The sequence below is a fragment of the Flavobacterium aquicola genome, from assembly GCF_003385115.1.
Taxonomy (GTDB): domain Bacteria; phylum Bacteroidota; class Bacteroidia; order Flavobacteriales; family Flavobacteriaceae; genus Flavobacterium; species Flavobacterium aquicola.
Genome location: NZ_QUNI01000001.1, coordinates 113,468 through 127,875 on the forward strand (window position 1 = coordinate 113,468; position 14,408 = coordinate 127,875).

A 14,408-nucleotide genomic window follows, 5' to 3' on the forward strand; every position below is an offset into this window, starting at 1 on the left:
ATATCATAATCTGAACTAAAATCAATGTCTTACAATAAATTGTTTAACAACTGATTTTTTGTCATTTTTCAATTTCAGTATATAAGTTCCAGTTGGGAGATCAGAAGTATCCAGTTCAATATTTTTACTATCACTATATGTTCTGTTCATCACAATTTTTCCTTGTAAATCATATACAACAAGAGCTGATGCAGTACTATTCATTTCGGCAAGCCCCATACGCAGCACCTCATTAGCAGGAACTGGCCATAATGAAACCTTCCCAGACCCGCTTTCGTTCTTCTCATCTACACCTAAAGTGCTAGAAACAAGAGCTGCTATTTCGTTTTCAGTTAATGTATAATTGTAAATTCTAAAATCGTCTATATAGCCGTTGAATAATGGATCTGCTGTATATTGACTGCGACCGATGTAATTAAGAATTGGCTTAAAATCATTCGGGCTGACAGTCGAGTTATCCAGCTGTTTTACCAATTTACCATCGACATACATTTTTAAACCTTGCGTTTTACTAATTGTTACAGTAACATGCACCCAAGTTGAAGTAGCTAACTTATCAGTCTCCAGTTGAATCTCACCATTTCCATTATTGATTACAAAACGTAAATTCCCACTATTAGCATTGGCAGTTAAAAACATATTTTGATCCACGCCATTTCCAAAGTCAAAAATTCGCTGCCACTGATTTCCGCCTTTCCAATTTACCCATGCAGCAATGGTAATGTCATCATGATTAGCCACATTTGCTGGAAGCTGCAGGAAACCATTGGTACCTTTCAGCGAAATTGCTTTTAAGCCAATTTTTCCGTCAACAAAAGCAATATCACCGTATGAAGCACTGTGGTTTAATTGAATGCTTTTGTCTAATGTAGTATCATCAAATAGAAAATGTGCGATAAGATCTTTGTTTCCTGTGGCTGCAGCCGAAGTTTCATTTGAATAAACAGAACGATTCAACGAATTATCTACTGCTTTGATTACATAAAAATAAGACTTCCCTGCAGCAGTCGTATTGTCAACAAAAGAAACTGTTTTTACATTTCGGGCTATTGTATTGTAAGATCCGCCTTGTGTTTCGGTTCTAAAAACTGTATATCCAGCAACATCTGTATCCGTACTAGGCGCCCAGTCTAACCTAATAGATGCTGCGTTAGCTGTGGCTGTTAAATTACTCGGAGCACTTGGGGATACAAAATCTATAGGAGTACCAATAGGGATTAAACGCCATTGTTGCTGCGTCCCGCCAGATTTTTCGAATTGTTCAATATTATCGCCTGTACTAGCAACCTGTAAACATTTTGCACTGAATCGGCTGCGGATATAAAACCAGCCATCTTCGGCATAATCCAAAAACCACTGCTGGTTTGCTGATTTAAGATCATTCCAAACGACAATATTTCCTCCATCCTCTAATGAATAATTATAGATATCCAGAGACATGCCGCTATGCTGTGCAGTTATTGTAAAATAGCTAAAATCACCGCCAATCCTAGAATCGACATGAGTTACGTTCCATTGCTGATATGCTGCACTTGAATTATAATTGTATTGACGAAGGCTTGAACCTGCTGATGTAGCGCCATTCTCGACTTCCAATACTTTTCCGCTTTTGCGATTTACCAATATATAACGGCCATTAATAACCGGCTGGATATCATGACCCCAAGTAATATTAACAACTCTTTCGGCATTAGTTTGTCCCTTTTGGTAGCCAGTACCTCCAGGTAATTGCATCGTATATTCACGCTGCGGGCCATAACCATCAAAATAAACCTCTTTGTCTTTTGATATAAAACGGTACGAAGTGGCTTCAGCCTGTCTTTCAGAAGTTCCTCCAAATGCCTGTACGCTGCCTTGGCTTGTTTTATAAACTGCTGCGGCTGTCCATTTTGGGCGATTTTCTGCATAAGCCAATCGTTTTCCATTTCGGCTTGCTTTTACAAATTCGCCTCTTGCAAGTTCTGCAGTACCCCACCATATTCCAGTCTGCATACCGTATTGAATACCAACTATTGCTTCCATTACATTGTGTAATTCATCTGCAGTAGCATGCTTGCCATCAGCTCGGACTTTCTCAAAAAAACTTGCATAACCATCAAATCCACCAGCAAGCTGATGGGTGTTTCCTTCATCTAAATTAGACTTTAATTGGTCATACCAATTATGAGCCAGATCGCAATTCAGAGTATTTCCACCCGACACGCGGATAGCAGAAAAATAAGGATTAGCTTTAATACGAGCAGCAATATCATTAAAGTTCGTAACAGTACCCTGCCCCCATCCATTATCTGGTTCATTAAAGGGTGCTACAGATACTACAGTTCTCCCTTTTCCCTGAGCATATTTTGTACTTGCATAAATCAGCTGTTCCCAGCGCTGGGCATAAATAGCACGATCTCCAGGACTAAACCAAGAAGCTACAAAAGGATGGTCGCAATTGAATGCTACTTTTGTTTTATCTCCTGTTAAATCCACAAGAGCAAGACGTCTGTCCAGCCAATCTGTTTGACTGCTGTATGTATTTCCATCAGCTCCTACATAGCTGCCGCTTTGAAATTCACCATTAATCAGTTCACGAGTAGGCTGAAATGATATTCTTACAATATCAACATTTTCTTTGCCCATAAAAGATACGCCTCTTCGCATATTATTTTCATCAGGCCAAGCGGTATCAAGTCCCCATGTAACAGGAGAGGAAATACCACTATCCGAAACACTAAATGGTACAGTGTTATCTGTAATAGGCTGAGCTACTAAGTTATCACTTGTGCTAGATTGTGCATTTATGTTTATTATTCCAAATCCTAACAATAAAACTCCTAATAGGAAATATTTTTGTCTCATGATTGTCAGTTGTTTTTCACTTATTATAAATTACATCAGATCAATTTTTGCACAGCTTTTTTGCCCCTAATAACTCTAATTCATGAAATTAGGGGTAAAAAAGCTTTTGCTATTTCAGCAAAACAAAGTTCTATCCAAAAAATATTTTACTTGTAGGTACCTACATAGGTTACCACTGCTCTTGAAGGTATTTCAAAATTAGCGGCATCTACATCAGTTCCTTTTGCCAGATTTTTGGTATCTGAAGTAGTATAAGGAGTCAGTTTATTGTTCCCTAAAGCTCCACCCGAAAGGTTTAATTTATATGTTCTGGCAGTTTTGCTGTAATTAACAGCTACAATCACCAATTTTTTATTAGTATCGTCTTTATAAGCAGTCAGCATTACATCTGTTGCAGCTGCTGCACTATCCAAACCAGGTATCTGCACTCTCACCATTCCCGGTTTTACAAAGAATGAAAAGTTTCCTAATGCCCAAAGTGTTTTAGAATCTCTAACGAAGCCGTCATTTTTACAATAATCAGCATTTCCTGCTCCATTGCTTGCTCCATCATCTACATGAATAAGACCATCTTTATAGTCGCCACGGCTTATTGCTGTCCACCATTGCCATGAAGTAACTCCTCCAATAGCAATATCAGTACTGATAATACGAGCTGTCCAAAGAGCCAGCTGCATACCTAAGTCTCTTCCTGGACCTGCTCCGCCTGGCAATTCAGCCGTTCCTGGGCTTTCAAGAACACAATATTCTGAAGACCAAAGACTAAGACCTGGAGCCGTTAGTACTTTTGAAGCTGCTGCCTGTCTTGAAGAAATAAGTGAACTCAAAGGCCAAGCCTGCCAATAACTGTGACCAGATATTGTTTTTTTCACGTTGCTCATTGAAGCAATATTTTTTGTAGAATTAACTCCAAAGAAATAATCAATCTGATTTGATCTGCTTGCTGAACCAGTCACTGTTTTATACAATGGTTCGTAAGCTCCTGCTTCACCAACTACAATCTGGGAACTAAGTCCTTTTGTCTGCAATTTTGGAGATAAAACAGATACTAAACTGTATATATTGGCATTAGTCGCCGGCGAACCTTCCTGACTTGTCCCGTCCCATTCATATTGCGGTTCGTTGAAAGGGCTTATATAGTCTATTGTCAGACCGTGTTCTGTTTTCAATTTATCAAGTGAATTCACCCAAAAATCGGCTAATTCTGGCATTTTCCCATCTTTCAGATTGTAGAATTCTTTAATAGTTGCGTGAGCTTTACCGTTGTTTGTCAAATAAACAGGCGCGCTGTTTGCGAAAGCCAATAATTTTTCGACACCTCGTTCCTTAGCGGCTTTCATAAACCATACCTGACCAGCTTGTTTACTCATATTGTAAGTAACACCATCGGCTGTAAAACATTCTGAACGTCTCCATTCGTCACCAATATCGCTGGCTTCTCCCTGCTCAGCACTTCCTGATCCCAGATTAAAACGCCATAATGACAAACCAATTCCTTTTGGGTTCCCTTGTGCATCAACTCCTTTGCTAAACAATAAATCAGCAATGCGGTTTCTTTTTTCAGAAGGCCAGTTTTTACCAATGAAATTACACTGCCAAGCATCAGATGCACCAAAACTTTCCATTGTCTGAAGATTGGCATCAAGATTTACTTTTAATTCCCTTGTTGTCGAATTAACAGGCGCTGACTCATCTGTACTATCCGAAGAACTACAACTAATGAACGGCGAGGAGATTAAAAACAAGCCCGCAAATAGCAGGCTTGCTTTATAGTTTTTAAAACTAATCATATTAGTAACCAGGATTTTGTGAAATTAGTCCACCACTTATATCTATTTCCAATTGAGGAATTGGCCATAATAAATGTTTAGCAGGATTAAAATTAATTCCTTTATCTTGAGCTTCTTTTAAATTCGTAGTTTCATAAGGATCAGCAGAACTCAAGTTGTATTTAACAAAACTTCCGTTTGGTCCCATCAAAGACTCAATAACTGGTCTTCCTGTGCTTGGATCTTTCTCACGACGGATATCAAATAAACGCAATCCTTCGAAAGCCAATTCCAAACGACGCTCTTTGTAAATTTGTCTCAATAAACTTGGACCAGCCAAACCTACTTTAGGATCAAGTTTTACACGGGCTCTAATAACATTGATATCTGCCAACGCTCCTCCTGCATCACCTAGTTGATAAGCAGCTTCTGCTCTGGTCAAATACATTTCAGCCAAACGAATCAACGGCACATTTAGAGGCAGTTTATTGTCTCTTTTATCCAAAGAACGACGAGTCGCAATAGGAATATAATATTTACGGCAGACACGTCCTGATTTGTTATCGTTCAAGCTGAATTTGTGAGTTGGATTCAATACCTCGTCACCATAAGCAGCTTCACCCCATTTAGTGATTGTGCTTCTGCGGCGTACCACATCACCTTCAGTAAGGTAAGCATTCTCCAAATCACTGGTTGGCATACACCAGCCCCAGCCGTCAAGAACATCTCCTGCATCATTGCTAGGGAAATTTTTCTTGTCCTCACCTCTAGCTCCTGAGAAAGTAGGAAGCATAGAACCTAAATTCCTATCCTGAGCAGAAGATGACTGAGCTTCTAAAATTGACTCTACACCATTATGATTGTTTACATTCCAGATATTCAAGAAATCTGCTTCAAGAGCATAAGGTCCTTCAGCAATAACTTTGTTAGAATATAGTTTTGCTTCTGCCCATTTTTCTTGGAACAAAGACACACGAGCTAATAAAGCATAAGCTGCCCATTTGTTTACTCGTCCATTTCTGTTTACTGTAATACCTTCTAATTTTGCAGCAGATTCCTTAAGATCAGCTTCAATTTGTGCATAAACAGTACTAGCAGGACTGCGCTCTAGTTTCAAATCGCCAGTTGAAAGAGAAGTTGTATATAACGGAACAGCTCCAAAATTATTTACCAGCTCATAGTAGCAATAAGCGCGAACAAATAGTGATTCACCTACATATTGATTTTTTTGTGCATCAGAAAGCGGTGATAAAGCCATTTTCTCCAAACCGATATTAACTGATTGAATGGTATAATAATGAGCTGTATAGATACCGTTGATATTTCCCATATTTTCTGGCGTAACCATGTATTGGGCGCAAAATCTGTGAGAAGAGTTATCCTGCCCCGTATTACCCATCCAAGCATCATCTGTTGCCATTTCATTTGTCGCTCTAGGAGCAACCAATGCCCACCATTCGTTTGACAGCAATAATCTGTGAGTTAACTCATTTACATAGTTTTCGCATTCTGTTGCTGTTTGAAAGTAGTTTTCTAAGGTTTGCTTTCCTCTTTGGTCTTTCTCTATAAAATCTTCACAGGAAACCGCAATTAAAGCAAAAGCTACTACTGATAATATTATTTTTTTCATGTTCTTTTTAATTAAAATCCTACATTAAGACCTATCAAGATTGTTGGCTGTACTGGATAATTCCATCCTCCAAAACCTGCTCCTTTAACTCTGTCCCCTTTGTTAGCATCTCCTCCTGCAACTTCAGGGTCAACACCAGTATAATTAGTCCATGTCCATAAATTCTGTCCTGATAACGATAATCTAAGTTTATCCAATCCAAATTGATTAAGGAAAGTATAACCAATCTGAAGGTTTTTCATACGAACAAATGAACCATCTTCAACATATAAAGAAGAGAACTTAATGTAGTTCTGGTTATCATCATTTCTAGACAAGCGAGGAACATAATTAGAAGTTCCTTCTCCATGCCAAGCCATATCCTGAAGCCCTGCGACTTTGTTTGTCAAACTTGCTGCATTGTATAGATCCGAAATATTTTGGTTTACAATGTCATTTCCTATACTTGAATAGAAGTTCGCAATTAAATCAAAACCTTTATAAGCAAAATTAAAGTTTAAACCCATTGTATAATCAGCCCATGGAGAACCAATTTTTGTTCTGTCATTATCAGTCAGTTTACCGTCACCATCTAAATCTTTGAAACGAATATCTCCTTCCTGAGCTTTATCCTGTAATTTAGTTCCATGCTCATCTGTATGTGAATTCAACTCTGTTTGATTTTGGAACAACCCATCAGCTACATATCCGTAAAAATATCCAGGCACATCACCTTCAACAGTTAAAGTTCTGCTGTCTGATCCATATAATTTTTCACCGTCAGCTGACAATGAAATCATTTCAACATTTACTGTTGTAAAAGTAAAATCAGCACCATAAGAGAAAGCTCCTTTTTTATCTTTATAAGACAAAATCAAGTCAATACCGTTCGATTTCATAGAACCTACATTCGTCCACATTCTTGCATTCTCAGGAAACCCGCTGGAAGTTGGAAATTGTTTCAAAAACAACATATCTTTTGTTGTTTTTTCATAATATTCTATAGTACCTGAAATCTTATTTCTAAACAAGCCAAAATCAAGTCCAAAATTCACATCTTCAACAGTTTCCCATTTAATGTCTCTGTTTGCCATAGAAGAAGGGAAAGAAGTATTTACAACTTCACCTCCGATAACGTAGTATCCTTGTCCAATGTTTGACTGGTAAACAGCATCTGGTAAACCTTGATTACCTACTTTACCCCAGCCCGCTTTTAAACTAAGATTATTGATAACGTCTTTTGTGTTTTCCATAAAACTTTCATTTGAAATTCTCCAAGAAGCTGAGGCGGCAGGGAAATTTGCCCATTTATTATCAGCCATAAATTTTGAAGAACCATCACGTCTGAATGAACCTGTCAAATAATATTTACCATCGTAGTTATAAGAAAGACGGGAAAGATAAGACAGTAAAGAACTAGACCAGCTGTTACCATCGCTACTACGGTTTTTAGTAGCAGCCTTTAGTTCTCTCATTAGGTCTGAGTTATTAGGCACGCCTTCTCCATAACCCCAAACATCATTCCCATTGTATTCTTCCATTGTAGCACCTACCATCAAAGACATATTGTGTTTTTGAGCAAATGTTTTAGTGTAAGTTGCTGTTGTCTGCCATGTCCAGTCATGATTAGTAGTGTTTTTTCTTTGAACACTATTAATTTCTTCTTTTTCGTGAGCCGCATCAATTATAAAATCAGGTTTAAAAATACTTTGTGTTTTATCACCTACTTCAATAGATCCCTGTGTACGTAAAACTAAACCTTTGATTGGTTCATATTGTAAATAAGCATTAGTATTTAAATTATACTGATCTGTATAATCATCATACCTAGCTACAGCAGCAACTGGATTCCATACATACGAAGGAGAACGCGCATAGATGCTGTATTCGTTTTCGGTACCGTTTAATTGATCAGCTGGTTTGTAAATTGGTGTAAGTGGATCAATTTTGTCAAAATCGGCCCAGTTTCCCGGTGATCCCCAAGTCTCGAAACGCGGATTTAAAGTAATCCCCACAGAAACCTTATCTGAAAATTTGAAATCATTAGCAATTCTTGCCGTGATTCTTTCCCATCCTCCTACTCCGTAAAAAGAGTCAGATTTATAGTAGTTCAAACTTGCTGCATAGGTATTTTTCTCAGAACCTCCAGTTACTCCAATAGAAGCATTTCGTACTGGTGAAGCTTTTCTCATTCCTGCTCCCCACCAATCGGTAGTTTGTCCTCTGTATCTGTACTGCCCAGTATTTGGAAAATAATCAGAATGTCCAGCAGTACTCATAATATTAGCATAAGTTTCACCATCAGCCATATTATAAGGATTATCCATCATTTGGAAACCGTTGCTTAAATCAATATTGAATTTTGGTTTTCCAATTTTACCTCTTTTTGTAGTAATAAGGATAACCCCGTTTGACGCACGAGAACCATAAATAGCACTCGCAGAAGCATCTTTAAGTACATCCATAGACTCAATCTCATTGTTGCTCAAAAAGTTAATGCTATTTCCCATTGGAACACCATCTACAACATAAAGAGGATCTGTACTAAGGTTAAGAGTAGAAATACCACGGATTAATACTCTTGGCTGTGCTCCAGGACCACCTTGTCCTGTTACCTGAACTCCAGAAACTTTCCCCTGAAGTGATTCGGTAGCATTACCAACTGTCATTGTTTGAAGGTCTTTCCCTTTTACAGATGAAATAGAAGTGGTTACGTCTTTCTTTTTCATAGTTCCATATCCAACAACTACTACCTCTTCTAAACTTTGACCTGCTTGTTCCAAAACAACGTCAATTGTTGTTCTATCTGCCACAGTTATGGTTTTAGTGGTAAAACCCATAAAAGAAAATAAAAGCTGTGCGTCTTTATTTGGCACCACTATAGTATATTTACCATCAAAGTCAGTAGAAGCTGATACTCCTGATCCTTTCACTATGATGTTTGCTCCTGGAATCGGTAAGGCTGTTTTATCCTTAACTGATCCTTTTACTGTTATCTGCGCAAATGCTGCACTACTGCACAACACGGCTATAAATAACCATATAAATTTATATTTCATATTCAGATATTTTATTTATTAAATGTTATAACAAGCTGATAACAAACTATTTTTTTGTTATGAAAGCTCTTTCCAGTTCAGTATCAACAATAACTTTATACACACCTGGAGCTGCTGGATATTTAGCATTTCCATTTTCACCTGGTGACATAGTTGCAATACCATTTTTGATCAGTCTCCATGATGGGTTCCACCATTGTCCTGTAAATGTTGCTTCCATAGTTCCAGTAAGCGTATACTCACCCACTAACTGATATGGATTGTTAGGATTGTTTGCTAAATGAAGTCCTGTTTGAACCCATCCATTCCAAGTATCCCAGCTTGCATCTTTGATTCCGCCTCCGCAAACACTTACGAAAGGTCTTCTAAGTGCTTCGTCATCATGCCATTGTCCATTTGCAATATCTGCCCAAACTTTGCTTGTTGGCGTATATTTTTCAAAAGAAAAAGTTAATGCTTTTGGATTCATTTTAATCTTATAATACCCTTTTGTAGGCAATTTGATTGGGGCAACACTAGAACCGTAAGCCAAATTAGTACCATCTGCACCAAAACAATGTGGAGCAAAATCTCCTTCTTGACCTAAGAAATAAATTTCTTTATTATCTTTATCTGCATAATATTTGAATTCGAAATCTTGTCCGTTTTTATCATGGAAGTACATTGGTACACCCACTGCATCAGTTGTAAGATTTGTTCCTTTTGGCTGGTCACATAAATAGATTGCCGGATAGTCATTAGATGCAATAACATTGATTTCTGTAGTACCTGTATTTGGCTGAACAAATTTATCTTTAGTAGTAATTGTCAATACATAGCTCGCATCTGTTCTTGGCAATATATACTCTTTATCAAAAGTGTAAGACTGCGCACCATTAACTTCAACCAAATCATCGATTAAAAGAGCTGTACAAGTAACGTGTACAAAATCGATTCCTGAGTCATCATTTACCATAAATTTTACCTTCATTATATTACTTGAAGGCAATAAAATTACCGCTCCTTCTTTTGGAGTGTCCATTGCTACGGCTGGCGGCGTAAACTCACCATCTAATCGTAAATTAATATCCTGATCTACTGAATTATTTGAAACATCTGTCAGAGTCAATTTTATTTTGAAAGCTTCCGATGTTCCTCTATCTGCAGGAATTTCAAAGAAGTAACTTAAATCATAAGCAGTTACTAAAGGTTCTGTTCCAAATGCGATTACTTTATCTAATGATAATTCTGGGATTTGAATTCGAACACTTTTCAATCCTAAATCATCTGCTAAAGCAGCTTTAATTTCAAATTTTCTGCTAGGAGCACCGTATATTTCTGTTGAACCTAGAGCAAGAGTAGGTTTTTCAGAAGTTGGAAAATCATCTTCATTATCTTGACATCCTATAAAAAGGACTGCAAAAAAAGCAAGAAAAAATAAAAATTTAATTTTTTTCATCTCTTTAATTTTAAGGTTATTTTTTTTTTGTGGTTTTCAAAATATCGAAATTTATTCAATATCAATTAGTTTTTTTTAAACTACTTGAACATTAAAAAGACAGTTTTTTTGTCACATTTAATATATCAAATAATTCGAATGGGGTTCTAAAGCTCTTTTTACACTAAATGTTCCTCCATCATTTGCAGTAGACTACTGCAGTTAGAAAATGCTTTTTGGTTTTTTGTCATAGGTTTTTTTTAAGTTAATTAATTAGATTGTGGTTATTTATAAGTGTTTATTATACATTTTAAAAATTTGGTGAAAAAAAATTATTTGCCATCGCTGTCAAAAACAAGTTGTAACAGTAATCAAACAAATAATTATTCATAATATATATCCTTTTATTAATACTAAATTCTTAATCAAAAACGATGGACATACAGTAAACCAAATTCTAAATCATAACTACGAAAACGATTTCTTTTTTAATTCAAAAAAATAACTTGACGCTTTTTATTAAATTAATAAATATATAACGTTGTAGTAACTATAAGTGCAAAGTAATGGTTACTTTAAAATTTTTATGAGGGGTAAAATGGAAAAAAAAGGAGGTCAAAATGGTAATTATCGAATTTTGATCATTAAAAAATACCGACTATTAAAAAATACTTACAGATTTTTAAACAAAATATAATTATTACCTTATTTTATTTTTAAATCCAAAATGATTGAAATTTTAATAATTTCCTTTCCTCGACCGAAAATTGAAGCTTAAAATCACATCTCAAATGCTTTCTTTTGCTTCTTTCAAGCTTTTTAAAGCTTAATTGTAATCAAAGCAAACCTATCTCAAAATGATAATCCTTTAAAAATAGATTTGCTTTAACTTTAATTATTTTTTTTTAATAAATACTCTTCGCGTCCTCCTTGCCTTTCTCCTTCTGCTCTGTCAAAACTGATTTTAAAACATCAGGATTTTTTATAGCTTCTGGATTAAAGGATTCGCTGTTCATATATTTTAAGATTGAAATCAGCATTTGTTTTGCAACTGGGCGTTTATCTAAATCGGTTGCCAAATCAAAAGATGCGATTACCAATTTTCCAGTTCCAACGCTTCCTTCAAAAAGCGATGCCAGTTTGCGGTTATTGGCAAAATTATCGACCATTTCTACAATCGGGCTTCCTCCTTCTACACCATCTGTAATGAGTGTTGTCGAATTCACATTCAAATCCCACCATTGCCAGTCGGTATTCATATCCGTCGGGAAATCGGCCAAAGCTTTGTGCGAAGGATTACAAAGCACTCCCATTGTTCCAGCTTGTTTCGGAAAATGTACAGGACTCCAAAAAACAGGAACAAATTTTCCTTCGATACCTTTTATTTTTTTCCAATCAGGATTTAGCAGTACTTTTTTACCGGCTTTCAGAAATTTGTAGGCTTCATCAAGACTTCTGGTGTAAACTACTTTTCCGTAATCTAAAGTCTGCTTCTGCGGGTATACCCAAATATTCCATTGGTTTTTATAGTTTGTTCCTTTCAGATTTACAGTAACTGTTAATTTGGCTGCTTTTGTAATTTTCTGAAGGCTTTCATTTATATCCAATATTTTATGATTGTAACCAATAGAAACTGCAGATTTTGTATTTCCAGAAGCAACTACAGTATTTCCGTCGTTAATGCTCCATTCTATTTCCTGATCTTTTAAAACTGCATCCGAATAATTACTTATATCCAAAGAAGCCGTAAAAGATTCATCGTTTGTATAAGTCGCTTTAGCAAAACGCAAGAGCGGTACAACTGGAGCTGAAAACTGTCTGAATTCTTCCGCCGAAATCAAACCTTTGCTATCCCAGAAAGCATCCAAAAGCCCGACCAATGCCGTTCCCTGACCTGGAAAATCATGCAGATCCAATAATTGAAAACCACTGATCCCTGCTGTTTTCAACGCTCTTTCGATTTCTTCTTTATACAGAATCACCGCCAATTTACCAGAAGCTTTTGTATAATCAGCAGCTTTGCTTATTAAACCTTTACGCTCTAAATCTTCCTTAACCGATTTAAAATTGATGGGTTCCAAAACTCCTGTGTATTTCGAAATCTCATCAATTTTAGGATAAACCGCATACTGACCGATTTCATGCGTCACCAAAGGAACCGTCATCCCTTCTACAGAGGCAACATAATCTTTATTGAAAGTTGGAGATTCACTGTTAAAAACACCTTGTCCGCGAACCCAGCCTTTTTTAGTCCATTGTGTAATAAAAAAATCATCCTCGGGTTCCGGCCAGTCGCCATGTCCTTTTTCGAAAGTAAACGAAGTTGTAGTATAAAGATGCCTGTCATCTTTAGCTCTTAAACTATTCATCAATTTCGTCAAAACTGTCATGTCGCCCTGCAGTTCATTCCCCATCGACCACATACAGAAAGATGGATGATTTCCATATTCATTAATCATGCGCTGCGCTTCGGCGTATAGAAAGTCGGTTGTTTTTTGATCCTGACCAATTTTAAGGCTCCAAACCGGCAATTCCACCTGAAGATAAAAACCCATTTCATCTGCTACTTCAAACGCTGCCTGTGGCGGACACCAAGAGTGAAAACGCAGGTGATTCAATCCCCAGTTTCTCGCAGTGCCAAAAACTTTTCTCCAGCCTTCTTTATCCATTGGCGGATGTCCCGTAAGCGGAAAAATATCGCATTCTAATGTTCCTCTCAAAAATACAGGCTCATTATTGTTAGTCAGCACAGAACCTTTTCGAGAAAAACTTCTCATTCCAAAATCAACTGAAGAATTCGATTGATTTTTTCCTGCTTTTAATTCGGCTTTTAATTCATATAACTCAGGTGAAAATTCACTCCAGAGCTTTATGTCTTTACCCATATTATAATCGACCTCAACAACGGATTCTCCTGTTTTTATCTGGATTTCCTTTTGTAGCGCTGCAACTGAAATCTTGGTCTTTTTATTTACAGCAGTAATGCTCAAAATTCCTTTTGTATTTTTTGAACTGTTGTTAAGCGTCACTTTCACTTTTGCACTTCCTGTACTTATTTCCGGTTTTACCTGAAGATTCGCAATTCGGACAGCATCGAAAGCTTCGATTTCCATTCTGCCAATAATTCCGTTCCAGATAATCTGCGTTTCATTAGTATAAGAATGCGCCATATTATCAACACTGATATCAAACAGTTTTCGGTTGTCTACACGAATAGTTATGCGGTGTGTTTTTCCGGCGGTAATATATTTTGTAAGGTCAAAATAATGCGGTGCTATCAGACTGTTTTGTTCAGATGGAAGTTCATTCCCGTCAATCCAGACATTGGTTTTCCAAATAACACGCTCCAGTTTTAGAATAAATTCTTTTCCTTTCCAATTATTTGGTACCGTAATCTCTCTTGTGTACCAAGCAGCACCCAGATAACTGTTTTTTCGGGTTAGATGACTCATTTGAAGTTTCTCTAAACTTGGTTTTAGTTTATTAGGAACTCCAAGACCCGCATCATCTGTAGTTCCCGGCAGTTTCATCAATTGCTTAAAACTCATGTTCTGCCAGCCGTTTTTCTGTCCGCTATCTGTGCTGTCGAGCTGTACGGACCATTCCCCGGCAATATCTATTACCATTTTCTCTCTTGAATCCCATGAAGAGAGAAAAAGCAAACAAATAACTGCTGTTATGATATATTTGATTTTCATTTTATTAAATTT

At 36.8% G+C, this 14,408-nt stretch carries 6 protein-coding genes; all 6 read right to left on the reverse strand.

Features of this window, described 5'->3' with window-relative positions; translation table 11 throughout:
- Positions 1 to 21: 21 nt before the first annotated feature.
- The 6 genes from C8P67_RS00430 to C8P67_RS00455 all read right to left on the reverse strand — a co-directional run bounded on the left by C8P67_RS00430 (position 22) and on the right by C8P67_RS00455 (position 14,396).
- Positions 22 to 2,844 carry an RICIN domain-containing protein gene (locus C8P67_RS00430; protein WP_115809254.1) on the reverse strand — a complete coding sequence of 941 codons (2,823 nt, stop codon included), beginning with the start codon at positions 2,842 to 2,844 and terminating at the stop codon, positions 22 to 24.
- Between the two features lie 146 nt (positions 2,845 to 2,990).
- Positions 2,991 to 4,634: a glycoside hydrolase gene (locus tag C8P67_RS00435; protein ID WP_115809256.1), complete on the reverse strand. Its 1,644-nt coding sequence runs from the start codon at positions 4,632 to 4,634 to the stop codon at positions 2,991 to 2,993.
- A 1-nt stretch (position 4,635) separates the two neighbouring features.
- Positions 4,636 to 6,243, reverse strand: coding sequence for a RagB/SusD family nutrient uptake outer membrane protein (locus C8P67_RS00440; protein WP_115809258.1), 1,608 nt, complete (start codon positions 6,241 to 6,243; stop codon positions 4,636 to 4,638).
- Positions 6,244 to 6,254: 11 nt separating this feature from the next.
- The gene (locus tag C8P67_RS00445; protein WP_115809260.1) at positions 6,255 to 9,281 is read right to left on the reverse strand and encodes a SusC/RagA family TonB-linked outer membrane protein; all 3,027 of its coding nucleotides are present in this window, start codon (positions 9,279 to 9,281) and stop codon (positions 6,255 to 6,257) included.
- 46 nt (positions 9,282 to 9,327) lie between these two features.
- The gene (locus C8P67_RS00450) at positions 9,328 to 10,719 is read right to left on the reverse strand and encodes a hypothetical protein (protein ID WP_115809262.1); all 1,392 of its coding nucleotides are present in this window, start codon (positions 10,717 to 10,719) and stop codon (positions 9,328 to 9,330) included.
- A gap of 884 nt (positions 10,720 to 11,603) precedes the next feature.
- Positions 11,604 to 14,396, reverse strand: coding sequence for a sugar-binding domain-containing protein (locus C8P67_RS00455; protein ID WP_211319876.1), 2,793 nt, complete (start codon positions 14,394 to 14,396; stop codon positions 11,604 to 11,606).
- Between the last annotated feature and the right edge of the window lie 12 nt (positions 14,397 to 14,408).

What these genes read in the sequence shown, in the direction of transcription:
- C8P67_RS00430 (WP_115809254.1), bottom strand. Translation starts at nt 2,844, where the DNA reads ATGAGACAAAAATATTTCCTATTAGGAGTTTTATTGTTAGGATTTGGA.
- C8P67_RS00435 (WP_115809256.1), bottom strand. Translation starts at nt 4,634, where the DNA reads ATGATTAGTTTTAAAAACTATAAAGCAAGCCTGCTATTTGCGGGCTTG.
- C8P67_RS00440 (WP_115809258.1), bottom strand. Translation starts at nt 6,243, where the DNA reads ATGAAAAAAATAATATTATCAGTAGTAGCTTTTGCTTTAATTGCGGTT.
- C8P67_RS00445 (WP_115809260.1), bottom strand. Translation starts at nt 9,281, where the DNA reads ATGAAATATAAATTTATATGGTTATTTATAGCCGTGTTGTGCAGTAGT.
- C8P67_RS00450 (WP_115809262.1), bottom strand. Translation starts at nt 10,719, where the DNA reads ATGAAAAAAATTAAATTTTTATTTTTTCTTGCTTTTTTTGCAGTCCTT.
- C8P67_RS00455 (WP_211319876.1), bottom strand. Translation starts at nt 14,396, where the DNA reads ATGAAAATCAAATATATCATAACAGCAGTTATTTGTTTGCTTTTTCTC.